This window comes from Shewanella sp. M-Br, assembly GCF_036245925.1.
In the GTDB taxonomy this organism is placed as follows: domain Bacteria; phylum Pseudomonadota; class Gammaproteobacteria; order Enterobacterales; family Shewanellaceae; genus Shewanella; species Shewanella oncorhynchi.
On record NZ_BJBV01000015.1, the window covers coordinates 87683 to 110375 of the forward strand.

At 44.2% G+C, this 22693-nt stretch carries 21 protein-coding genes and 2 pseudogenes; 11 read left to right on the forward strand and 12 right to left on the reverse strand.

All coding sequences use genetic code 11. The features are described 5' to 3' along the window. Nucleotides 1–118 precede the first annotated feature (118 nt). Both AAA952_RS13965 and AAA952_RS13970 read right to left on the reverse strand, forming a co-directional pair. Complete coding sequence (locus AAA952_RS13965; protein WP_338257862.1) at nt 119–946, reverse strand: mechanosensitive ion channel family protein; 828 nt, start codon at nt 944–946, stop codon at nt 119–121. A 32-nt stretch (nt 947–978) separates the two neighbouring features. After that, nucleotides 979–1569, reverse strand: a complete 591-nt coding sequence (locus AAA952_RS13970; protein WP_113939425.1) for an OmpA family protein — start codon at nt 1567–1569, stop codon at nt 979–981. A gap of 343 nt (nt 1570–1912) precedes the next feature. Here AAA952_RS13970 and ltaE point away from each other — a divergent pair, with 343 nt between their 5' ends. Continuing rightward, nucleotides 1913–2926: a low-specificity L-threonine aldolase gene (gene ltaE, locus AAA952_RS13975; protein ID WP_338257864.1), complete on the forward strand. Its 1014-nt coding sequence runs from the start codon at nt 1913–1915 to the stop codon at nt 2924–2926. 194 nt (nt 2927–3120) lie between these two features. After that, nucleotides 3121–4595 (forward strand): annotated as a pseudogene (locus tag AAA952_RS13980) (HDOD domain-containing protein). 97 nt (nt 4596–4692) lie between these two features. Here the strand turns inward: AAA952_RS13980 and AAA952_RS13985 are convergent. The 6 genes and pseudogenes from AAA952_RS13985 to AAA952_RS14010 all read right to left on the reverse strand — a co-directional run bounded on the left by AAA952_RS13985 (nt 4693) and on the right by AAA952_RS14010 (nt 10790). Then, nucleotides 4693–5241: a nuclear transport factor 2 family protein gene (locus AAA952_RS13985; protein WP_338257865.1), complete on the reverse strand. Its 549-nt coding sequence runs from the start codon at nt 5239–5241 to the stop codon at nt 4693–4695. Nucleotides 5242–5264: 23 nt separating this feature from the next. Continuing rightward, nucleotides 5265–6089: a M90 family metallopeptidase gene (locus AAA952_RS13990; protein ID WP_028761268.1), complete on the reverse strand. Its 825-nt coding sequence runs from the start codon at nt 6087–6089 to the stop codon at nt 5265–5267. A 109-nt stretch (nt 6090–6198) separates the two neighbouring features. Then, entirely contained in the window at nt 6199–7938 is a 1740-nt protein-coding gene (locus tag AAA952_RS13995; RefSeq protein ID WP_338257906.1) for a GGDEF domain-containing protein, read from the reverse strand. After that, entirely contained in the window at nt 7925–9328 is a 1404-nt protein-coding gene (locus AAA952_RS14000) for an ABC transporter substrate-binding protein (protein ID WP_338257907.1), read from the reverse strand. The genes AAA952_RS13995 and AAA952_RS14000 overlap by 14 nt, the downstream gene beginning before the upstream one ends. A 249-nt stretch (nt 9329–9577) precedes the next feature. Continuing rightward, nucleotides 9578–10024 (reverse strand): annotated as a pseudogene (locus tag AAA952_RS14005) (CopG family transcriptional regulator). Then, on the reverse strand, nt 9984–10790 hold the full coding sequence (locus AAA952_RS14010) for a division plane positioning ATPase MipZ (RefSeq protein ID WP_338257868.1): 807 nt from the start codon (nt 10788–10790) through the stop codon (nt 9984–9986). Before AAA952_RS14010 ends, AAA952_RS14005 begins: the two are co-directional and overlap by 41 nt. 525 nt (nt 10791–11315) lie before the next feature. Here AAA952_RS14010 and AAA952_RS14015 point away from each other — a divergent pair. The 5 genes from AAA952_RS14015 (at nt 11316) to AAA952_RS14035 (ending at nt 13974) form a co-directional block, all read left to right on the forward strand. Beyond that, complete coding sequence (locus tag AAA952_RS14015) at nt 11316–11786, forward strand: GNAT family N-acetyltransferase (protein WP_105251887.1); 471 nt, start codon at nt 11316–11318, stop codon at nt 11784–11786. 151 nt (nt 11787–11937) lie between these two features. Next, on the forward strand, nt 11938–12147 hold the full coding sequence (locus AAA952_RS14020) for a DUF3820 family protein (protein ID WP_006082494.1): 210 nt from the start codon (nt 11938–11940) through the stop codon (nt 12145–12147). A 125-nt stretch (nt 12148–12272) separates the two neighbouring features. Next, entirely contained in the window at nt 12273–12575 is a 303-nt protein-coding gene (locus AAA952_RS14025; RefSeq protein ID WP_006082493.1) for a hypothetical protein, read from the forward strand. 189 nt (nt 12576–12764) lie between these two features. Continuing rightward, nucleotides 12765–13283: a GNAT family N-acetyltransferase gene (locus AAA952_RS14030; protein ID WP_049821770.1), complete on the forward strand. Its 519-nt coding sequence runs from the start codon at nt 12765–12767 to the stop codon at nt 13281–13283. A gap of 166 nt (nt 13284–13449) precedes the next feature. Beyond that, entirely contained in the window at nt 13450–13974 is a 525-nt protein-coding gene (locus tag AAA952_RS14035) for a GNAT family N-acetyltransferase (RefSeq protein WP_028761262.1), read from the forward strand. 235 nt (nt 13975–14209) lie between these two features. On the opposite strand, the gene AAA952_RS14040 is transcribed toward AAA952_RS14035, so the two are convergent. Both AAA952_RS14040 and AAA952_RS14045 read right to left on the reverse strand, forming a co-directional pair. Further along, nucleotides 14210–14920: a pirin family protein gene (locus tag AAA952_RS14040; protein WP_263201364.1), complete on the reverse strand. Its 711-nt coding sequence runs from the start codon at nt 14918–14920 to the stop codon at nt 14210–14212. 13 nt (nt 14921–14933) lie between these two features. After that, a complete protein-coding gene (locus AAA952_RS14045; protein WP_338257877.1) occupies nt 14934–15377 on the reverse strand; it encodes a DoxX family protein in 444 nt (147 codons plus the stop codon). Between the two features lie 183 nt (nt 15378–15560). Here AAA952_RS14045 and AAA952_RS14050 point away from each other — a divergent pair, with 183 nt between their 5' ends. Then, complete coding sequence (locus AAA952_RS14050) at nt 15561–16454, forward strand: LysR substrate-binding domain-containing protein (RefSeq protein ID WP_338257879.1); 894 nt, start codon at nt 15561–15563, stop codon at nt 16452–16454. A gap of 84 nt (nt 16455–16538) precedes the next feature. Here AAA952_RS14050 and AAA952_RS14055 read toward each other — a convergent pair whose 3' ends face one another. Then, nucleotides 16539–18284 carry a bifunctional metallophosphatase/5'-nucleotidase gene (locus AAA952_RS14055; protein ID WP_338257881.1) on the reverse strand — a complete coding sequence of 582 codons (1746 nt, stop codon included), beginning with the start codon at nt 18282–18284 and terminating at the stop codon, nt 16539–16541. Nucleotides 18285–18428: 144 nt separating this feature from the next. Then, on the reverse strand, nt 18429–19520 hold the full coding sequence (locus AAA952_RS14060; RefSeq protein WP_028761257.1) for a CNNM domain-containing protein: 1092 nt from the start codon (nt 19518–19520) through the stop codon (nt 18429–18431). Between the two features lie 151 nt (nt 19521–19671). Between AAA952_RS14060 and AAA952_RS14065 the strand changes: the two genes are divergently transcribed. Genes AAA952_RS14065 through AAA952_RS14075 form a run of 3 tightly spaced genes read left to right on the forward strand, consistent with a single transcriptional unit; the run spans nt 19672 to nt 22681 of the window. After that, nucleotides 19672–20793, forward strand: coding sequence for a bifunctional tRNA (adenosine(37)-C2)-methyltransferase TrmG/ribosomal RNA large subunit methyltransferase RlmN (locus AAA952_RS14065; RefSeq protein ID WP_028761256.1), 1122 nt, complete (start codon nt 19672–19674; stop codon nt 20791–20793). Between the two features lie 32 nt (nt 20794–20825). Beyond that, nucleotides 20826–21614, forward strand: coding sequence for a type IV pilus biogenesis/stability protein PilW (pilW, locus tag AAA952_RS14070; protein ID WP_028761255.1), 789 nt, complete (start codon nt 20826–20828; stop codon nt 21612–21614). Then, nucleotides 21611–22681: a RodZ domain-containing protein gene (locus AAA952_RS14075; RefSeq protein WP_338257887.1), complete on the forward strand. Its 1071-nt coding sequence runs from the start codon at nt 21611–21613 to the stop codon at nt 22679–22681. The genes pilW and AAA952_RS14075 overlap by 4 nt, the downstream gene beginning before the upstream one ends. Nucleotides 22682–22693 lie beyond the last annotated feature (12 nt).

Genomic DNA, 22693 nt, shown 5'->3' on the forward strand with positions numbered 1-22693 from the left:
TTCCTCACACATGAATATCTGTGCCTTCGCTAATATCTGTCCATTAAGGTACGCTAAAATGATGCGTAGAACCATAAAAAAAGGTCGGTAATTACCGACCTTTTTTATCCACTAATTGTTATTTGCTTAGCGGCAATTTTTTGACATGAATATCCATTTGTGGAAATGGAATACCGATATCTGCAGCGTCTAATGCATTTTTTATTTGCTCAAGCAGTTGGAAACGTGCAGTCCAATAATCAGATGTTTTTACCCAAGGACGAACCACGAAATTGATTGAAGAGCTAGCCAATTCAGAAAGTCCAACTGTATATGCTGGATCTTTTAACACATACTGGTTGTTATCTAAAATATCGGTCAATACTTTTTTAGTGAGTGCGATATCGGCGGAATAAGATACGCCAATCACTAAATCGATACGACGACTATCCATCGCTGAGTAGTTAGTGATAGTGCCATTCATGATAGATGAGTTTGGCGCTACGATAACTTTATTATCAGGAGTGCGAAGCTTGGTTGAGAATATGGTTATTTCATCAACAGTGCCGGCGATACCTGCAGCTTCAATATAGTCACCTACGCGGCAAGGGCGGAATAACACCATTAACACACCCGATGCAAAATTAGACAGAGAACCTTGTAGCGCTAAGCCTATTGCTAAACCTGCTGCACCGATAACGGCTACCAGTGATGCGGTTTGTACGCCAATTTGCCCTAACGTAGCAATAACCGCGAAAACAAATACCACTGCCCAAGCGAGGTTCGCGACAAATGAAACGACTGTCGGATCAACTTTACGGCTGTTCAGTAATTTACGAACAAGCTTCTGTGCTACGCCCGCAAAGTATTTACCAACAAAGAAGATGATAATGGCGAATAATGTTTTTAAGCCATAAGTCACAATCAGATCTGGTGCTTGCTTTAATAAACCTTCGAGGTTTTCCATTGAATAACTCCCTAAATATACGCTAACAAAAACTATTTATTATTGACGATAAATTCTACTCGTCGATTTAAACTGCGCCCTTCGCTAGAACGGTTGTCCGCTACAGGTTCAGATATACCTTTACCTATTACGGTAAAGCGATTTGGATTAAAGCCATAATCTTCAACCAAAATACGTTTTACATTTTGAGCCCGTTGAAGTGATAGTTGATAATTAAACTCTGGTGTACCAACGATATCTGTGTGGCCTACTAAGGTTAATTCAGCATCATTTGTTTCTAAGAATGCTTTTACTAAGGCTAAAGTTTTCCATTGAGAAAAGTCAACCTCGGCAATGGCAAATTCAAAATACACCATAGCTGCAGAAATATTATGACAATCTGTGTTTAACTCAGCATTTGAATGACTCATATCGCAAACTGGTGATGCAGTCATTTCCACAGCGGCTTCTTCCACACAACCATTAGCCATAACAGGTGTATTTGGCTCTGTGTTAGGACAGGCATCTTTGATATCTGGCACTCCATCTCGGTCAGTGTCAGACCAAGCAAATACCTGTGATGTTAGGCTTAAACTTAATAGCAAAAGCGCTAGCTGAATCCATCGAGATTGGGAGTTTTTCACTACAAATCACCTATTGAACGATAAGTATTAGTCAAAATTACTAAAGCGATCGCATTGTTGTAGCATGACCATCTTAGTGTGGCATTCTAACGAGTAAGACTCTTTTCGCCAAGCTAAACGCGTACAAGCGTCCATACATCGACAGATAGATATCGGCAAGATCTTGAGTATATTTATGTTTTTATTAGTAGATGTCAGTATGTCGATACTTGCTTCAAGTATATGCGAGGTTCTACATCGGTAAATTTGTCGACAAGTATGACGATAAACTATACAAAATAAGCCTTTAGCGCTAGAGTCTTGAGCCCATTATGCGCCAACCAAACTTTAAGTTGAGGACAAGATGATAGATTTACGCAGTGATACTGTTACCCAGCCAACAGCAGCCATGCGGTTAGCCATGTCCAGAGCCGAAGTGGGTGATGATGTTTACGGTGATGACCCTACGGTAAATAGTTTGCAGGATATGGCTGCGGAGATGTTTGGCTTTGAAAGTGCATTATTTACCTGTTCGGGTACTCAAGCAAATTTATTGGCTTTGATGGCCCATTGTGATCGTGGTGATGAGTACCTGTGCGGTCAGCAGGCTCACAATTATAAGTTCGAGGGCGGCGGCGCTGCTGTCCTAGGCAGCATTCAACCTCAACCTTTAATTAATCAATTAGATGGCACTATTGCATTAGCTGACATTGAAGCCGCAATTAAGCCTGATGATATCCATTTTGCTCGTACTCGTTTGCTTAGTTTAGAGAATACGATTGGCGGTAAGGTTCTCCCGCAAAGCTATTTGGCGGACGCGCAGGCATTAGCCTTTAATCGCGGATTAAAAATTCATTTAGATGGTGCGCGAGTTGCCAATGCTGCGGTTGCGCAGAATATTGCAATAAGTGATATCACGGCGCACTTTGATTCAGTGTCGATTTGTTTATCCAAAGGATTATGTGCGCCAGTCGGCTCATTACTCTTAGGTGATGAACGCTTGATTAAGAAAGCCATTCGTTGGCGTAAAATGCTTGGTGGTGGCATGCGTCAAGCTGGGATACTTGCCGCTGCGGGTAAGCTTGCTTTAACTGAGCAAGTACAACGGCTTAGTGAAGATCATGACAATGCGGCGTACTTAGCTCGGCAGTTGGCAGAATTCAGTGAGTTTGACGTCAATTTAGCCGCAGTACAAACTAATATGTTATTTGCTACATTAGCACCCCATATTGATGCGAACTTATTGGCTAAACACTGTCGAGCGGAAGGCATCCTGATAAGCCCAGGGCGTACGCTTCGGCTTGTGACTCATAAAGATGTCAGCCGTCAGGACATAGATAAAGTGTTGCGTGTTGTTAAACAGTACCTCAAAGTCTAAGTGTGGATTGATTTCCTGTTTTACTGAAATGCCCGAGCTTTGTCTTGGGCATTTTTATCGGCAGATATTGCTTAATGTTGAATTATTAAGCAATTAATGAATGATTTGCTAAAACAAGCTTTAGACAACAGGCGAAATGTTTGCGTTTATCTATACTAAAAACAACAAGATTATATCGCTAAGGTAACTTTAGGTTGAAGCCTAATAACAATACTAATAAAGGGGTCGATTATTGGACAAATCGGATCAGTGAATTGGAAATGCCAGCACTGTGTTCGACTGTTAAATCGCTAGAAAAGCTCGCCAAGGATGACGTTTCCTCTCTCGCATTACTCGGGCGTAGCGTGATGCACGATAACGCCTTAACCTCTCGTATTCTTCGAGTTGCTAATAGCGCTATTTACCATAAAGGTAGTAGCCAAATCTCTACTGTCAGCCGAGCGGCTATAGTGCTTGGTTTCGATGCGGTGCGAAATATCTGTATCACAGCCAAGTTACTCTCAAGCTTGTTAGAGAGTAAAATTTGGCACCTAACGTATATCAAAGATTAATAAAGTTGATGGCTAAAGCATTTCAAGCCGCCATGATTGCACGGATGATGTTGAGCCATTATGACGAAGAAATGCAGGAAGAAGCTTTTATAGCCTCTTTACTGTATCACATAGGTGAGAGTGCTTTTTGGAGTATTGGTGGTGAGTTCACCGAAGAGTTAGATCTAAAACTGCGTGAATGTGTAACGCCTGCAGAGGAACGAAGTATAACCCGCGAAGCCCTCGGCACTTCTTTTTCACTATTAACTCAAAGTATTGCCCGCAATTGGGGATTGGGAGAACTGTTGGTCCATGCAGTTAATAATCCTGAAGAGCAACGACCTGAAATTCGGTCTATTTTTATTGCGGATAAGCTCTGCGATATTTTATCTCAACCTAATCTTGATAAGCAGGAATTAGGGAAACGTATCACGCAAGCGGCGAGTTTTACTGGACTAGAAGAGAATGAGTTTATGGTGCGGATGCAACGCTGCGCGAATGCGACCCATAAGTTAGCTGAAGTATATGGTGCTAAGGTGTTGCTAGACTATCTACCTGATCCTAAGCGTATGGTCACAGTTAAACCTGTTCCACTTCCCATTCCGTTAGATATGCCTGTCTATCAAGTTAACTTGAATATTCAGTTAGCTAAGCTACGAGAATTAACAGGCTTCGCCATTAATAAAGCCGATTTTAACCAAATCATGCAAACGGTTCTCGAAGGTATACTTGAGGGCGTTGGTGTTGACCGGTGCGGCGTGCTGTTATTGTCACCAAGCCGTAAACAACTTCAACCTAGAGTGATATTAGGTCGTGATGCCGATGCCATTAAGCAAGAGTTTATTATCGATTTGAGCGATAGGCGGGGATTATTTTACCAAGCGATGGAGCATAAGTTACCGCTTTGGGTAGATGATCCTAGCTCTAAGAAATGGCAAGAGCAGTGTAAAGAATTACAAGCGCGACATGTGTCACGTCAAGGCTTTTTATTAGCACCATTATTAGTCGATAGTAAAGTGATCGGGTTTTATTACGCGGATAGGGGCCCTTCGGAAAGGGCATTTGAAGACGTGGATTTTCAAAGTTTCATCCACTTCTCCCAATTGGCGAATGTGTGTTTTACTGTGTCATTGAGATAGATATATAGTTTAAGTCATTGTTTTTTAAGTGATTTGTTTTTAGGCTGTATGCTTTCGAAATTGCATTCTTTCAAACCGTATTTTGGGGAGTGCTGCGCTATTGTTTGTTTGCGGCTTTAATCTCGGCAGTTATTTGCTTGGCTACCTCATTAGGAATAGGAAAGCTTAAATGGTATTGCGCTATTTCCCAGTTGCCATTGGTTTTGATTAAAGTGCCTGTTCCTCGACTGACGCCATAGGCTGGACTATTTAATAACTCGTCAAACAATATGACATTACCGTGTTGGATTAAATGCCGCTCAGTTAAATCATAGCGCCAACCTTTTGTGGGGCGGGAGTAACGTTCAAATTCCGCCATTCCCCAGCGCTCACTCGCATCCGTGCCAATAAAAATGCCGTCTTTTCGGTACAGGGCAAAGTATTTATCCCAATTGGCATCGCTTGAATATTGGTTGAGTAAATCTAATACGTGAGCCGCCGCTTGTTGATCAGGATTCGAAGTCGTTTGAGCGCTTTGTGTTGGCGAGTCCTGTGCCTGTACGCTTACATTAAGGCCGCCAAGCATTAACGCGCTGAGCAGTAACCCCAAGGTAGCGCGATTAATATTGGAACCTTTAACTGAGAATACATGAGTGTCTTTGAGCATTTGCGTGCCTCTACATTTATGGGTTAATGCCAGTTTATCGGATCGAGTTGATAAAAGCGGCTCAGTTCCCGATACAAGTCTGGGTGTTGTTGGTAAAAATCCTCTGGTTTCTCAAAAAAGACTTCGGTGATGACGGCAAAAAACTCAGCGGGATTAGTTGCACCATAATAATTAAATAATGAGGGCGTGCCAAAATTTGCACTGTGTTGTAATTGGGTAAATTCCCTACTTAGCACTTCAGACCAAGTGCTGTAGTCGGCAAAATGCTGCAGAATGGGTGCGCCATTGGCTTGGCCATCTTCTTGATCGAGCTGATGGGCAAACTCATGGATTACGACATTATTACCATCATGGGGATCGGCGGCGCCGTCTAAAGTATTTCTCCATGAGAGCACAACTTTACCGTATTCCCATGATTCCCCTGCCAGCACATTGCGTTGTTCCCACACGATACCGCTAGTGTCTTTATGTTGATTATTGACGATAAAGGCATCGGGATAGACCAAAATCTGTTTCAGTTTGGGGTAAAAGTCGGTTTTACGATTGAGTAGCAGTAGACAGGCTTGGGCCGCGATTGTGACTCTTACTTCATCCGTAATCTCAAAATTATCGCAGCCGATAAAGACTTTTTCATCGATGAAAATTTGGATATGCCGTTTGAGTTGCAGTTGTAGATCTGCGGGTAGAGCATGGAAGTAAGGCAGTCTTTTTTTGAGAATGCTGCGCCATTCTTTTGGAAAAGGTTTCATCGTGACTCGTCGACGATGTAAGGTCTTGCGCCAACGACTCGACAGTAGCCAGGTAATTGCGCCAATTCCTAGGATAAGCGTGATAACAATAGCGAGCATACTTCCCTGACTTTATCCTGATTAACTTAGTATTAGCTAATGGGGGTGAAGTCAGCGTAACTCAATCCTCTGGTGAAAAAAGAAACTGAACAGTCGCCGCATTTTATGGTTAGGAATAGCGAACTGGTTGGTTTAGTCGTGTCTCTGTACGATTGCGACCTGTTAGTTTGGCGTGATAGAGAGCCTCATCAGCTTGATTAATTAAGCTATTCGTATCCATAGGTTGTGATCGCTCCCAGCAAGTAATACCAGCGCTGATGGTCAGTATGCCGTCATGGGGGGAGTCTTCATGTGGTATTCTTAAGTTGATGATTTTATTGCGTAATACTTCAGCAAAATGATATGCCTCCTCGAGATTGCTCGATGGCAGTACTATCATGAACTCCTCTCCGCCATAGCGGGCAAGCATGTAAGTGGGTTGTTTCAAGATCGATTTTGTGGCATTAACGATTTTCTTAAGACATTGATCGCCTGCGACATGACCATACCTGTCGTTAAATTGTTTAAAATTATCAATATCAAACAGAATGATGCCAAGGGGCATATTGTGATCCCTTGCATACTCGAGTTCTTTTTGGAGTTGTATGTCTAAATAACGGCGGTTGTAGCAGCCCGTTAGTCCGTCGGTTTCCGCCATTCCTTTAACCTGGGCCGCATAGCTTTTTAGTGTTTCTAAAGAGTTCACCATTTGCTGCAGTTCTAGGTTGTCAGTGACCGGCATGTGGGTGTCGAGCTTTTCATTGGCGATAGCGTTCATAGCATCTCGCGTCGCCATCACAGGTTTAATAATGCCCTTAGTGATAAAGTGCCAACTGGTGAGCCAGATGAAGAAGCAATATAAGATGCCACTGCAGAAAATCAATACGATAAATGCGGTGCTATCGTTTTTAAGTTCGCGGCCTGTTTGCTGAATTTCATTTTCAACTTGGTTAACGAGATCCTGCGTATAGGTCGCAACGATTTGTGCGGCATCAGCTTGGTATTCTAAATGCGCATTGGCGATATGAGTGCTTCTAATTGCTTTGCGAGAAAGTTCAAAGAGGTTGTCTTCACCGACCATGGTCTGTTTTATTTGTGATAACAAATTAAAATATAAGTCTTTATCGCCACCGATACTATCAAGCATAGCCTCCATGCTTAACAGCAGCCGCATAGCATCTCTTTGGGTTTGGTTTAGTTCAACCAGATTGTCGATGATATTCACTTGAGTTAACTGGGTAAATAAGTGTTCTCCTAGATGACTAAATAAAGATAGCTTATAATTGGTATTGATATTTAAAGCAATCTGGTCAACGTTTTTCAGCTTAAGCTGACGTTCAGAGTCCGTATTGATACGCTGAAATTGGGTTTGCATTTCATCGCTAAATCCCGACGCCATTGACGTTAAGTTGGCTTGAATATTGGCTGCCTGTGAATTGGCTTGTAAGGCGGTATCGGTTAACGTGTTGAGTAATGGCAGTTGTTGTAAGTAATACAGTTGAGTATCTAAGGCGTGATTTAATTCTTGCTTATTGACAGTAGAAGTTTCTATTGAGGCCAGTAGTCGTGAGTCATTGATGAGTAATTCCCATTGTGCAGAAAGTTCGCCTAATAGGCTAATTCTTTGTTTTTCACTATGATAATGATTCAAGCGTGCAGTAATGATTTGTAGCTTTTCACTGTTTTTTGCCAGTTGCAGCGCAGTGGTGACTTTTACCACATCTACCCCGACTAAGTGTTCAATTTCTGATTTGAGTTGCTGTGACAGTAGTATGGCGACTACACCATTAAATAGCGCCATGCCCACTATGATATAGAAGGCTGAGGTTATTTTTTGTTTCAAACTTTTCAGTGGTTTAGTGCTTGGCATTATTTTCTTTGTCAATAGCAGGTTCCTCTCCATAGGTATTTTGGAGGTGTTTTATCTCTGCACTTAATTTAATGAAAATATCTTCACTGTTAGCGGGTCTGCGGCTTGCGCTAAAACAGGCGTGGCTGAGTTCAGGGTAAATTTGTCCCATGGCAGTACTGGTGAAATGCCCAAAGGATAAGACCTTAGTAGACCAAAACATATTGGCTATGTGGCTTGCCTCAAATGAGCCTGCTATGCCTCTTAAAGATTCATCTTTAAATTCTGGGGCTGTTACTACATCCATACGACAGGGGTTACCACCACCCATAGCATAGGCATGTTGTGCCTCATAGGTGCCCATATATTTGAGCAGCCAATAGGCAGCTTGAGGGTTTTTGCTGTCGTAGCTAACGGCAAAGGCATAAGCGCCATTGTAGGGATAACCGCCAGGCACTTGGCTTACGGCTAGACGCGCGCCGAGAATGTTCTGTTCAACTTTAAAGGATTTATACCACAGATTATTGTAGGCAAAAGGCCACATTGCCGCTTGACCTGTCGCAATAGCATTAGCTGCTTCATTGAAAGCAAACTGCTCGTTAGCGGGAACGGCATAGGGCATTAATTCGCGATATTGCTTGGCCGCTTGAATGGCTTCATGGTTGATGGTAGGCACTTCAAAATGGGAGATCTGTTTCTGGTTGTTATAGACGGGCTGCATCCAAGTGCCACCTAAGCTCCAAATCATGCTAGAGAATTCATCGTTAATATGGGGCTTATCACCCGACATTAGCGCTAGACCGTAAAAGTCATGAGTCAGTATTTTATCCGCCAATATAGTGCCTGCTTTACGAGTGAAGAACTGAGCTTGATCTCGTAACTCTGTTAAGGTTTTTGCTGGTGCGAGTGGATAGCCAAACTGACGCAGAAACTGAGCTTTTTCAGTTTTATTATCAAAGAGATCTGCTCGATAATGATTTCCCATAACATAATTGTTATAGGGAATAGCATGGATTTCACCTTGATAGGACAAGATGTTAAGTAGCGATGGGTAATAGGGTTCTAGGTATTTCTCCATGGCCTTTTCGCCATCGGGATCGTACAGTTTAGCGAGTTCAATTAAGGGCACTGTATAACCATTGGCAGCCCATTCTTTAGCCCAGCCCGCTTCCATTGTGAGTAAATCGTATTTGCCTGAACCTTGAAGTAAATTCTGGGTCTGTAAGTTAAACATATCCTCTAATTCAGTACTGACCACCTGCACTTTTACGCCGGTTTTAGCGGTGAATTTAGGTAACATTTCTTGGGTTAAATAGTCGGTCCAAAATCCTTTTTCAGCGACCAAAGTGATGGGGGTTTTGTTTGTTAGCGGCGGGATTTGTGCCAATGAAAATTCTGCGTAACAGGGCATCATTATCGCTGCGGTTAAACAAAGAAAAATAAATCTGATCTGGTTTAACAAAAATAACACCTTAATGTTACGCGTTGACTCTGAGTTAATATCATTAATTCAGCATTATGTATATTTAAGGATAGGTGGGATCAGAACTTATGCCGCGATTTTATGATGATTTTTATTGTGTTTTTTACTTTTTGAGCAAAAAGCCGGTAACTCGATCTTAGCTAAGTTACCGGAAAAGGGTGGGAGTAGTGCGAATCGTTAACGGTTTTGGCGTTGTTGTTCTCGTAATTGCCTCAAAGCAATAGGTAGATCGAAGTGTTGTTCAATCAAGAGTCGGAGCAGCTTTGATTTGGATATAGTGCTTTCTTCTGCCAGTGTAGCAAGATGGGTTATAGCCGCTTCACTGAGGGAAAATGTTGCTTTGCGATAGTGTGTTTAAGTTTCTACTTTTGCCGGGAATAATACGTCTGTTTCTAGGCTTTGTTTGTGCAAGCTCAACACATTGGAATGGCTCCGCGCCATGTCAGTTATATCTGTGGTTTTTGTGACAGTTGCATCTGCTTTATGATCTAGATTACTTTTTATCTTATTCAGACTTTGTCCCATTGCGTACAAGTTTGCCGCTTCAATAAACTCATCTAACGAAAGCGAGTGCTGTAGGCTGCTAGATGACATAGCGTTTTTCTTGAGATCGCTGAGTCCCATTTTGCCCCCTTTGTTGAGTAGTCGTGTGAGTGGATTGAGTTTGATGGGTCAAATGATGATGCATTTGACTTACCCCCTGAGCGTGTATCGCGGGATGTAGGAGATTGGCTAAGCTGGTAGCACAATCGACTTGGAATAGTTCGCAGGCGATAGTGCGAATTTCTTCGGCTGCTTTTCCTATGGGCTCGATTTCAATTACCGATAATCCTGATTCTTCACTGTCATCATAAACATTGCGACAGTAAGTTATCGCGTCAAGGACATGGATATCATAGGTTTTACTGACTTCTTTGGCCTCCAAAATTCGGTTAGCTTGATTGGGTAGACTTGGACATTGGGTGATCACAAAAGAAGCCCGTAACTTGGGATTAATCATCTTACACGTCGCGACGATATCGTCCATATGACATACGGTTTTTAAATCGCGGCGCTTAGGTCTTAAGGGCATTAAAATGTAAGAGGCGACAGACATGGTTGCTCGTAGCGCTAGGTTATCTTGCCCACCGCAGTCGACTATGACTACATCATAGTGTTGCTCAAGACTGAGTAAGTCATTACGGATCTTACCGTAAAGCTGCACGCAATTGATGCTGGCAAGTTGCGGATTGTTGTTTCTTGCATGGATCCAATCAGAGGTAGTGCGCTGGGGATCGCAGTCCACCATAATGACCGAGGCGCTACATTCTGTGGTTAGAAATACAGCTATATTTTGGGCCAAGCAACTTTTACCGCTGCCGCCTTTTTCTCCACCGATTAAGACTATCATGACGCATTCCTTAATTCTTTTGATGACCCTTGTGCAGCGAGTTGATGAGTTTGGAGCTATCCGCATTGATGTCCGAAATCGAAAGTAAACCTAATGTTAATCTCGGTCAATTGGCTGATTTTTGACGCTTTTAAATTAAATTGTCGTAGGCGTTTTTCTGTCAGTATCTGGTCATATGCCGTTAATTTGACAAAAAAGATGAGACGAGGGATTTATAAAAATGTTTTTTATCTTATTGGTTTTACATTGTTTTATCTGTTATCCGTCAGTTAAAAGGGTTGTTTGTGGTGATCGGTAACTGTGCATAGGACTTAGGGTGTAGTTTTTTATTTCTTTCTTGGCACAAATGTTAATTTTATATTTCTAAATGTTATTGGCTGATCTGAGTAAATTATCAGCTTCTCAGTCGAAAGTGGTCTTGTTTGGTGAGGCACTTGTCATCAAACTGCCAAATGCTGGCTTTATCATCTCTATAGACTTACGTCTAAATCGCTTGAAATTTCAACCATGGAGAAGGGATGCCAAATGGATATCAAAACTATTATGCCTATTAAGTTTGAACTCGTTGAAACTGCACCGTTATTTCATGAACTACTTAATCTGCGGGCCACAGTTGGCCTCCCTTCTATTGGCGTTGAACTTGCGGATGTACAGGCATTGTTCTGGGTCTCTATTCGATTAAGTGACAAGACTGAATTGGAACATGCAGGCGCTGGGGCCGCTAAGTCTAATCTATTGGCAACGGCGTGTGTTTATGGCAACAAGCCCGGGCATTTGATGATTGAAGATTTTATTGTCTTACCCGAATACCAATCCTACGGGCTAGCAAAGATAATACTTGAGCGGGTGATGGCCTTTGTTGATGACCATGCGAGTGCGGGAACTTGTGTCAGTATGACCGCCCATGGTGAGCATGAGCGCTTATGTAGTGAATATGGTTTTCAGTATGCTCCCTGCGCTAACTTAGGGCCTAATCTGTTAAAAATTATCGCTTAATATTCGTGTGAGAATGCCTTTTAGGTGTTAGCTAGCGCGTATTTTTGCCCTTGGGTATATAGTTACTTTTGCGTAGTTAACGGCGACATTCGTTCGCTTATGTTGTAGCATCCGTAGGATTATCGTGACGTTCTGCATGAGATAACAACCTATGGATCAGCAACTCCTTATTGATGCTGTTAATCAAAAAATGCCCTTTGGTAAGTACGCTGGACGTAAGTTGCTCGAATTACCCGAACCTTATCTGGTATGGTTCCATAAGCAAGGTTTTCCTCAAGGGAAACTTGGTGAGCAATTAGCGCTAATGTACGAAATCAAACTTAATGGCTTAGAAGGCATGCTAAAACCGCTGTTGAAATGAGTTCCCTTCTTTTAAGAAAAATACTGCTTTTGCGATAAGTGTTGTATTTCGTGATAGAGATTAGCGATTTATTGTTTTTAGCGTGCTTTAATGCAGCATATTAGCAAAACAAAAGGAACGCAGGCATGATGGCAAAATGGGTAAAATTAGCGGCAGTAGCGACTTTAGCGTTAGGCATGTCAAGTGCTTGGGCTCAGGGTGTCACCCACGAAGGTACTGTTGTTGATACGATGAACGGTGGTGGTTACACCTACGTACAGATTAAAGAAGCTGATACCACTTTTTGGGCCGCGGGTCCTCAAACTGAAGTGAGCAAAGGCGATAAAGTGGCTGTGGTTGAGCAAATGTGGATGAACGAATTCACCAGCAAAACCTTGAACCGCACCTTTGATAAACTGTTATTTGTTGGCCAAATCGATAAGAAATAGTCAGCAGTATCGAGTGCGCTAACCTGTGCGCCTCTTTAATTCAACGGCTTCGATACTTTCGAGGCCGTTTTTGTTTTTAGCGTTCAATGCCGCTAAATCTGAGTTTGTGACTATCTCGATGGGGACAAAGGCGGCAAAATAGCGGCTATTTTTCTAGCCGTTATTACTCAGCAGGGGATCACTCAAGTTATGGCGTTTGAACAGTTCGAGATCCAGCCTTATCAGTCATGTTATGCACGTGAAGTGAGTGAGTTATTTCACCTTTGCGTGCACAGCATTACCCATGTTCGTTATGCGCAGGCGCAGCTTATGGCTTGGTCTGCGGCGCCAAGATCGGCTAAACATTGGGATTTACGGTTATGTCGCTCGAAGGCGTGGGTGGTTTTAGCCATAGATGAAGCGACAGCTTCTTCAGTTTGTTGCGGTTTTATCAATGTCGAAACCCATTTCCCCCGCCAAGGTTACTTAGATAGCTTATATATACATCCAGATTATCAAGGTCAGGGATTAGGTGAGCGCGCTTATCTTGTTTTAGAAGCTTGGGCTAAGGCACAAGGCTATGTGCGCTTGAGCTTGGACGCATCTTATCTCTCTAAAGGGTTGTTTACTCGGATGGGATTTATTCAAATACAGCGCAGTTATCAGCAAAAACTTGGGCAAGTGATCCCCGGTTTCTATATGGAAAAGAATATAGGAAAGAATATTTAACGCGCGTTTACTATGGTTTCAGCTAGAAAGTGATGTAAGGTATTCCACAGTAAAACATTAGCTTAACGCCGTTTAGTGACACTATTAAACTAAATAAGCACTGTTTAGCTTAAATTAGAATTCGGTTAATCTAAGTCAATTAATGATTCAAGATGGAGGGCAGAGAATGAAGATTCGACTATTTACGCCATCGGATGTCTCGCAGTTGGCGGCAATCTTTGAGGCGAGTGTAATGCAAGGCTCTGGCGAGTTTTACTCGTTTGCCGAGCGCTCTGCTTGGGCTTATATCGAAGGTGAGATCCGCAGTGAGAACTATTGGCTTGAACGCTTACAGGGAACCACTATTTGGGTTGCCGAAACCGATAATATGCTGGTGGGTTTTATCAATCTTAAGATAGGCACCGACAGCGATGTTGAAGCCGCTGCTGAAGTGGAATGTTTGTTTGTTCATCCAGAATATGCCCGTTCTGGGGTGGCTACCTCTTTGTATTTTGCGTTGTTTGAAGAAGTTAAAATCTTAGCGCTGAAACGATTAACGGTTGAAGCATCCTATCTCGCGCGGCCTTTTTTTGAGAAACAGGGATTTCGCAGTATTCGTCGTAATGAACATAAGCGTTTTTTGAATGCGACGGATAAAGCACAGGGCCAAGCTCAAGTGTTGGTTAACTTCAGCATGACGCTCGCCCTCTAACTCAGCTTATCAAGGGCTGTTCTGGTAGCTAAACGAAGCCGTTAGCACTGCTTTATAACATCGCCATAGAAGCGCCAATAAAAAACACTGCCAAAGATGACTTGTGGCAGTGCTTCTTGGTGAGTGCTTATCAAGCTGGCATCTAATCACTTACTCAATCGTTTGCTTGGTAGTTTGCTAATAACTAATAAATAGTGAAGCTGAATTACTGAATCGCTTTGTTAAATCACTTGTATTACGCATTAGGCGATAAATCGAACACTAATGCGGTAACTGGGCCGCTTGTTGCAGTAAAGTCGACACTTGCGAGTTGTGTCAGATGTGCGCCATCCCCAGCCGTGAGTGTTGTGCCATTGATATCCAACGTACCTTCAATCAATTGAACATACAGATGACGATTTGCTTGAGCGGCGTTTCTACTCATCGTTACTTTTTCACCTTCACTCAACACTAAACGATATAGGGTCGCATCTTGTTGCACTTTGAGCGTGCCATTTTCACCGTTTGGTGTCACTACAGCCGTCAGTGGTGAGCTTTGCTCAAATGCTTTTTGCTGATAGCCCGCATCTATGCCTAAAGTATCTGGGCGGATCCAAATCTGTAAAAAGTGCAGTGGCTCGGTTTTAGAGGCATTAAACTCGCTGTGGTAAATGCCTTTACCTGCGGACATCAATTGAAACTCACCTGCGGGTAAGGTTTTGATATTGCCGAAGCTATCCTTGTGGGCGATAGTGCCGGATATCACGTAACTGATGATCTCCATGTCTTTATGACCATGGGTATCAAAACCTGCGCCGGGTGCCACTCTGTCATCGTTGATGACTCTTAGGGATGATATCCCCATGTGCTCTGGGTCATAGTAGCTAGAGAAAGAGAAGGTATGTTGACTCTTTAGCCAGCCTAAGTCTGCTTGACCGCGATCTTGTGCTTTTCTTAATGTGATCATCTTGCTTTCCCCTTTATTTGATGCGGTTAGCGAATACGTTATCGACAGCGAATTTGCCAGCACCTGATACCGTCAATGAGACTGTGGCTGCTAATAGGGCGAGACCAAATTCGTAACCGTTATTGGCAAGGAACAGACCGTTGCCTATATGTACCGAGAAAATCGCCACAACCATAGTGAATGACAAGACGAGGGCCGTTGGGCGAGTCTGCAGGCCGAGTAATAGGAATAGGCCGCCGAAGAATTCACTTGAACCTGCCATCAATGCCATTAAGTAACCTGGCGTCAAACCTATGGATGCCATCCATTGTCCGGTGCCTTCTAAGCCGTAACCGCCAAACCAGCCAAACAGTTTTTGTGAACCATGGGCGATTAAGATGATCCCGATAGGAATGCGCAGTGCCAGTGGGGCAAAACTCGGGGCTGATTTCAGTGTTTTTGTGATCAGTGCTTTCATGGGATATTCCTCATTTCAAATTATTTAACGAATAGTTAAGTGTATTGTTCACTCAGTCTTAAGTCAGTTTGGCTGCAGTTCCGCAGAACTTCTCCATTGCTAAGCAGTGTAGACTTGACCTTTGGCAAAGAAAATCGGAACATTTTCAATGTCCATTTCAAATAATTTGAATATAAGGTTTATATGTTGCCATCTATTAGTCTCGATGGATTAATCGTTCTCGATGCCATTGATAAAAAAGGCAGTTTTTCCGCTGCTGCTGAGTCCTTGTTTCGGGTGCCGTCGGCACTGACCTACACAGTGCAGAAACTGGAAAGCGATTTAGGCACAAAATTATTTGAACGTAAGGGCCAGCGCGCCGAGCTGACCTTAGTCGGTCAACTTGTACTGCGCCAAGGCCGAGAAATCCTTGCGGCAACATCAAGGCTCGAAGAGGCGGTGCGTCAACTCGAGACAGGCTGGGAGTCTTCATTGACCTTAGCTATAGATACAGTGGTGCCGGATTTACCTCTGCTGCAGTTGATTGGTGAGTTTACTGAGCTGGGTAAGCAAGTGACTGTGAATATCAGCGAAGAGTCCTTAGGTGGTGGTTGGGATGCGCTCTATTCTGGCCGTGCCGATATCGCTATCGGCGTAACAGGGGAGTTGCCCAAAGGCCAATATCATGTGGTTGAAATTGGGGAGTTGGAGTTTGTATTTGCTTTAAATCCCGCGCACCCATTGGCGCAACATGCAGGTCCAATTCCGACCGAGGCATTGCTGCAATTTCCTTCTATTGTGGTGGCAGACAGTTCGACTGCCCTAGCACAGCGATCAAGTGGTTTATTTGATAGTCGCCAAGTGATCCGTGTGCCGAACATGCAGACCAAAATTAAGGCGCAGCAATTGGGATTAGGCGTGGGTTACATTCCAAAGCACTTGATCTTAGATACGTTGGCGGCGGGAAGCCTAGTGGCTTGTCATGTGGAAATGCCGCGCCCAACGCAAGCTGTGTTTATGGCATGGCGTAAATATGCTGAAGGCAAGGCGCAGGATTGGTTTACTGCGCGTTTACCGCAATGTGATTGGCAATTTTAAGCTCAGGTTTGTTTAGCGCTTTGTAAGTAGCCGCTTACTTTGCTCCTCACAGCATTAATGCTTACGCCATGAGGAGCATAGCGCCTAACCTATACGTTGGCTGTGGCTGGTGTAATGCACATGCTGTGACAATAAATCAGACAGATTCGGTGAGCGATTCAAGAATCGAATAAAGGCCTGTGGCAAAGTCAGTGACTCCATCGACTCCTGCCAGCGGGCTTGCAGCAATGGAGAATAACCTTCTTTACCTGCAGCGGTGTAAGATGTTGAAACTCCTACGTAAAGTGACTCAGATTCAACGGGATACCATAGTGATTGGCTGTCTTGCTGCATCATCTCTAGTCTGAATAAACGCTCACCCAGTGGGCGTCGCCCATCGTAGTAATACCGTAGGCCGTAGGTGTAAGGGAAGCTGCCCGCGCCTGTGCCACGGACGCTGTTGTTGGTCGCCGCGTTAATCGCCGATTCGAGCGCTTGATAGAGGAATTGACCTTGAATTTCATACTTAACTAATGGTAATTCGAAGGGGAGTAATTGCCCCATCACATCGGCTAGTGTCAATTGTCCTTGGGCCACCGATTGGCGCACACCGCCAGCATTATGCAGAGCAAAGTTCACTCTTGGGTCGACCAGTTTGGCTTCTTGGAACATGCTGCGACTCACCCAAGGTGCTATTTCACTGCCGTGGGGCAGGGCTTTAGAGGGTAAGCGGGTATGGACTAAGTTCTTCGGCACCAGTGCTAACACTTTGTTTTCCATCTCTGCGATAGCCGGTTTGTAGATATCTCGGATCACGCCATCGATATCGGCATCGGCATCATCCCAAAAGATATTCGGATGCTGATTAAGCTGCTGGCGCACAGCTTGGTAATCTTGGTTATCGACGGCCGTGTTAGCACTTAAGATAAAGTGTTGATCTAGCATGAAGTAGTTGCCGCCTGTTAAGCTCAGCATTTTACCTTCAGCGTCAAATACTACCTCGGCTAAGCCGACGACTTCGGCATACTTACCCGCATGCACTATGGGCGTGTTATTGATGACTTCACCGTAGGGCAGGTTGCTCAAACCTAAGGCGCGAAAATCCCCCTGTAGCGTATGCGTGTGACCGCCGACGATAAGGCTAATACCATCGACTTCGGCCGCGAGGCGTTTATCCTGATCTAAGCCTAAGTGACTGAGCACGATAATATGCTTAATACCTTGATTTTTAAGGTACTCAACCGTGCGCGCAGTAGTGGCGATAGCATCGACAAAATGGGTATCTGGATCGGGACGAGCGATCTCTTTCATCTGATCTAAGGTAATACCGACAATGGCTAAGGTCTTATCGTGGAAGGGCTTAAGTAGGTATTTCGCGCGTTGTTGCTCATGATCATAATCCAAGATATTAGGCAAACCTCGCAGACAACCGGGTTTGTTAAGATCTTCTTGGCTTAAATCCATATTGCCCGCAAGCAATGGGAAATCAATTTGCTTGGCAAACTCGGCAAGTCTGGCGTTACCTTCATCGATATCGTGGTTGCCAATGACCATAGCATCAGGTGCCAACAGATTGAGTAAGTGGGCGTTGGCCTTACCTTTAAAATGGCTGAAATACAGCGTGCCCTGGAAGCTGTCACCACCATGCAGGAAAATAAAAGGCGTATTGGTTTGTGCAGCGGTGTGACGCGCTTTTGTGATGTGATGGCCGATGCGGGCATAACCACCGCTATGGCTGGTCACATCTAGCTTATGCTGGCCTATGTTAAGGCTAAATTGGACGCGGCAGGGTTCAAAATTCGAATGGGTGTCATTAATGTGCGCGAGTGAGAGTGTGTAGCTCTGTGTCATAACTTACCTCTATTACGGCGGGTGAGTATATACCCAAGCAACCTGAAAATGCGAGTTTCAGAGGGCTCTGAGTTATCCGCATTCTAAAAGAATAAAGGGAGCTAGGCTCCCTTTATATTAACAAGCACTAAACTTGGTTAGCCTTCAGCCGGATTTGGCTTCGTCATCATCGGATGCGGCTTCAAAATCACCGTCATCGGATAGGCGAATGCCTTTTTGCTTCATGCGCTTAGTCCAAAGTTTACGTGCCAATTGCTGCATATCGGTCGCGGGGTCGTTTAGATCGACAATCTCTAATCCTAACATAGATTCGATGATATCTTCTTGAGTTACGATACCTTGGCTACTGCCGTACTCGTCGACCACCATCGCAATTTGGGTGTTACGTTTAATCATACGCTCAAAAAGTGGCAGTATTTTTGCGGTTTCAGGCACCACAAATAAACTTCGTTTAAGTTCACCAATCGGTGCTTCTGGCGTGTAACGCTCTGCTAGCAATACATCGGTGCGGGTAATGTAACCAATCACATCATCATGATCTTGGTCGTAAACTGGAATTCGGGTAAAAGGCTTGTCGCGGTATTGGCGCACAAACTCATTTTGGGTGAGATCTATGGGCAAAGAAAACATCACAGTGCGCGGCGTCATGATCGCCGTGACTGGCATATCTCGCACTTTCAGCATTTGCGTCAAAATTTTTGACTCTTGCTCATCAAGCTCACCGGATTCATGACCAATTTTGGCCATAGCACTCATCTCTTGGCGTATGTAGTGGCCTTCATCACCTTTGCCCATTAGGCGAGTGACTTGCTGTGACATCCAGATCAGCGGTTTAGTGGTACGCTTCATCCACAGCACGGCAACAGAAACACTTGGTGCGAGGCGACGCCAATGGTTTGCACCCAATGATTTAGGAATGATTTCTGAGAAAAACAGGATAATAAAGGTTAATACGCCCGAGAAAACACCTAACATATCGTCACCAAATACTTTAGCCGCTTGCGCACCTGCAACGGCGGCACCGACGGTATGAGCGATAGTATTTAGGGTAAGGATTGACACCAAAGGGGCTTCGACATTCTCTTTCAATCTACGCAAGCGCGCGGCTGCGGCACTGTCAGTTTGTTCGAGTGATGCGATATAACTTGGGGTAACCGATAACAGAACAGCTTCGAACACACTGCACAGAAAAGAAACAGCAACAGCGACAAGCACTATAATGATGAGGGTTAACATATAGGTGGAATTACAACTCCGTATTTTAGGCCAATATTAGCCCTTGGAGATTCTATCATAGGTGAATTGAGTTACTGGCTAAAATTTATTTGCGTCTGTATAATTCGCCGCCCTGTTGCAGGATCCGGTTTTTGGTGTTGAGGTTAGCTATATGAGTGAAAAGAAGATCAATTTATTAGACCTTGATCGTAAGGCGATGCGCGCATTATTTGCGGAAATGGGTGAAAAACCCTTTCGTGCCGATCAGCTCATGAAATGGCTATATCATTTCGGTGTCAGTGACTTCGAAGAGATGACCAACATCAACAAAGTGTTACGTCAAAAGTTGGCGGCCCGCTGCGAGATCGTTGCACCAGAAATTTCGAGTTTCCAAAAATCGACCGATGGTACGATAAAATTTGCAATCAATGTTGGCCAAGGCCAAGAAGTGGAAACGGTTTATATTCCTGAGGATGATCGTGCGACCTTGTGTGTATCTTCACAGGTTGGCTGTGCGCTGGAATGTACTTTCTGTTCGACGGGTCAGCAAGGTTTTAACCGTAACTTAACGGTTTCTGAAATCGTCGGCCAAATCTGGCGCGTGTCGCACTTTTTAGGATTTGCAAAAGACACGGGCGAGCGTCCGATCACTAACGTCGTGATGATGGGCATGGGTGAGCCATTACTCAATTTAGCCAATGTGATCCCTGCGATGGACATCATGCTCGATGATTTTGGTTTTAGTTTATCAAAGCGCCGCGTGACTTTATCAACCTCAGGCGTAGTGCCAGCGTTAGATAAACTGGGCGATGCCATCGATGTGGCACTTGCTGTCAGTATTCATGCACCTAATGATGAGTTGCGTGACATTCTGGTTCCGATCAATAAAAAGTATCCGCTGGATGAGTTTTTAGCGGGTATTCGTCGCTATATTGCTAAATCAAATGCTAACCGCGGCCGCGTGACAGTTGAATATGTGATGTTAGATCATATCAACGACAGCACAGACCAAGCCCATGAGTTAGCTAAGTTAATGAAAGATACGCCTTGTAAGGTGAATCTGATCCCATTTAATCCGTATCCAGGCTCGCCTTATGGCCGCTCATCTAATTCACGTATCGACCGTTTTTCTAAGGTTCTTATGGAATACGGTTTTACTGTCATCGTACGTAAAACCCGTGGAGATGACATCGATGCCGCTTGTGGTCAGTTAGCTGGCGATATTCGCGACAGAACGAAACGTTTAGCGAAAAAACGCATGCAAGAAAACCAGATTTCAGTCACAATGAATTAACTCTTTGTTTGCACAGATTTATAGGCTTGCCCATGAAGCATGGATTGCCAAGGTTTTCGTTGATTTTAAGCCTGTCGTTATTGATGACAGGATGCGTCACTGAGCGTACTTATACTGGGACAGATATTCCTGTTTCGGAACGAAAGTTAGACAAAGTCGCCGCCGCAAGAGAGCGGATGCAGCTCGGTTTAACCTATTTAAATCGAGGTAGCACGGAACAAGCCAAATACAATCTTGATAAAGCATTAGAATATGCTCCAGAGCTCGAAGATGTGCATACCGCTCTGGCTTATTACTATCAAACCGTGGGCGATTTAGTGCGTACCGAAGAGTCGTACATGAATGCCATTAGTACTAAGGACGCCTCTGGCGATTCCATGAATAATTTCGGGGTGTTTTTGTGCCAACAAAAGCAATACAACAAAGCTGAAAAAATGTTTTTGGCCGCAATTGAAATGCCCAAATATACGCGCACTGCCTCAAGCTATGAGAACTTAGGTCTTTGTAGTCGCGAAGCAGGACAAGCAGAAAAGGCACGACAGTATTTTCAGATGGCGTTAAAGTATGACCCGAGACGCTCGGTGTCATTACTGGAGTTGGCAGAGTTAGAAGTCGATCAAGGTGATTTTATTCAGGCGCGAAACCAATTAGCGCGCTATCACCAAGTGGCTGAGCAAACTCCAGAAAGTTTAGCGCTCGGGATCAAAATAGAGCAGGCAGTGAATGATGATGCCGCTGTGAAGAGATTTGGTATTTTATTGCTTGCCAAATTCCCAGCATCACCTCAGGCCAAGCAATACAGAGTTAATTTGCATCAATGAAAGATCATGAAACCAATGCGCCAGTTGAGTCGGTAGCACCGCAATCAGTCGCGCTAGATGTCACGCTTGGTACTTTATTAAAAGCCGCCCGCGAAAAAATGGGCCTTAGTATTCAAGATGCCGCTGTAAAGCTGCATCTACGTCCTCGTATTATTGAAGATATTGAAGCTGACAATTTTACAAATATTGCCTCATCGACTTATGTACGTGGCTATGTGAAAAACTACGCGCGTATGGTCAGTGCCGATGCGGCTTTGATTGAAGCTTGTCTTGTGCAGCAAGTGCCAGTTGTGACTGAGCCTGCAATGCAAAGTTTTTCACGCAAAACCACATATCAAGCTCGCGATACACGTTTAACTTGGCTGAGTATTTTTATCGTCATAGTGTTACTCGGTTCGTTAGTCGTCTGGTGGATGCAAAAAACGACCTTGCTGAGCACTATTGATGTGTCGCAACCCACGGCTGAAGAGGTCGCAGCAGCGAATCAGACGCTGCCAGGTGATGTGTTATTGACCGAAACGGATGCCAGTCCTCGTTTGACTGAGATTGCCGCAAACGGCTCAATGTCTATCGATGGTCCAATTAAAGATACTGATGCAAGCACTATTGATGTCAGCACAGGACCAACGGACAATAATTATCCTCAGACCGTTGATACGAGTAATGAAGATGGCGGTTCAGCAATCGCAGCCACTACGACAACGCCATCGGTTCAGCAAACGACAGCTCCTGTAGTCCAACAGCCTGTTAGTGCAACGCCTTCACCGACCACAACATCAACGACCACTGCCACTGCAGCAAGTACTTTGGTTGCTGTTGCAGGACAATCGATTATAGATGTCCAGTTGACGGGTGATTGCTGGATAAACATTGTTGATGCTAAAGGTAAAGCGTTAGTCGATGGTGTTAAAGGCGCTGGCGCAACAGTGCAAGTGAGCGGTGTACCGCCGTTTAAAGTCATTTTAGGTGCACCCCATGTAGCGACCTTAAGCTTAGATGGACAAATTGTTAGCCTAGCGGATTTCCCCAAGGGACGAGTCGCGCGGTTAACCTTGCCTAAAGCCTAACGAACGCGTAAT

Coding starts and splice junctions, on each gene's coding strand:
- AAA952_RS13965 (WP_338257862.1), bottom strand. CDS start 946: ATGGAAAACCTCGAAGGTTTATTAAAGCAAGCACCAGATCTGATTGTG.
- ltaE (WP_338257864.1), top strand. CDS start 1,913: ATGATAGATTTACGCAGTGATACTGTTACCCAGCCAACAGCAGCCATG.
- AAA952_RS13985 (WP_338257865.1), bottom strand. CDS start 5,241: ATGCTCAAAGACACTCATGTATTCTCAGTTAAAGGTTCCAATATTAAT.
- AAA952_RS13990 (WP_028761268.1), bottom strand. CDS start 6,089: ATGCTCGCTATTGTTATCACGCTTATCCTAGGAATTGGCGCAATTACC.
- AAA952_RS13995 (WP_338257906.1), bottom strand. CDS start 7,938: ATGCCAAGCACTAAACCACTGAAAAGTTTGAAACAAAAAATAACCTCA.
- AAA952_RS14000 (WP_338257907.1), bottom strand. CDS start 9,328: ATGCCCTGTTACGCAGAATTTTCATTGGCACAAATCCCGCCGCTAACA.
- AAA952_RS14010 (WP_338257868.1), bottom strand. CDS start 10,790: ATGATAGTCTTAATCGGTGGAGAAAAAGGCGGCAGCGGTAAAAGTTGC.
- AAA952_RS14015 (WP_105251887.1), top strand. CDS start 11,316: ATGGATATCAAAACTATTATGCCTATTAAGTTTGAACTCGTTGAAACT.
- AAA952_RS14020 (WP_006082494.1), top strand. CDS start 11,938: ATGGATCAGCAACTCCTTATTGATGCTGTTAATCAAAAAATGCCCTTT.
- AAA952_RS14025 (WP_006082493.1), top strand. CDS start 12,273: ATGATGGCAAAATGGGTAAAATTAGCGGCAGTAGCGACTTTAGCGTTA.
- AAA952_RS14030 (WP_049821770.1), top strand. CDS start 12,765: ATGGCGTTTGAACAGTTCGAGATCCAGCCTTATCAGTCATGTTATGCA.
- AAA952_RS14035 (WP_028761262.1), top strand. CDS start 13,450: ATGAAGATTCGACTATTTACGCCATCGGATGTCTCGCAGTTGGCGGCA.
- AAA952_RS14040 (WP_263201364.1), bottom strand. CDS start 14,920: ATGATCACATTAAGAAAAGCACAAGATCGCGGTCAAGCAGACTTAGGC.
- AAA952_RS14045 (WP_338257877.1), bottom strand. CDS start 15,377: ATGAAAGCACTGATCACAAAAACACTGAAATCAGCCCCGAGTTTTGCC.
- AAA952_RS14050 (WP_338257879.1), top strand. CDS start 15,561: ATGTTGCCATCTATTAGTCTCGATGGATTAATCGTTCTCGATGCCATT.
- AAA952_RS14055 (WP_338257881.1), bottom strand. CDS start 18,284: ATGACACAGAGCTACACACTCTCACTCGCGCACATTAATGACACCCAT.
- AAA952_RS14060 (WP_028761257.1), bottom strand. CDS start 19,520: ATGTTAACCCTCATCATTATAGTGCTTGTCGCTGTTGCTGTTTCTTTT.
- AAA952_RS14065 (WP_028761256.1), top strand. CDS start 19,672: ATGAGTGAAAAGAAGATCAATTTATTAGACCTTGATCGTAAGGCGATG.
- pilW (WP_028761255.1), top strand. CDS start 20,826: ATGAAGCATGGATTGCCAAGGTTTTCGTTGATTTTAAGCCTGTCGTTA.
- AAA952_RS14075 (WP_338257887.1), top strand. CDS start 21,611: ATGAAAGATCATGAAACCAATGCGCCAGTTGAGTCGGTAGCACCGCAA.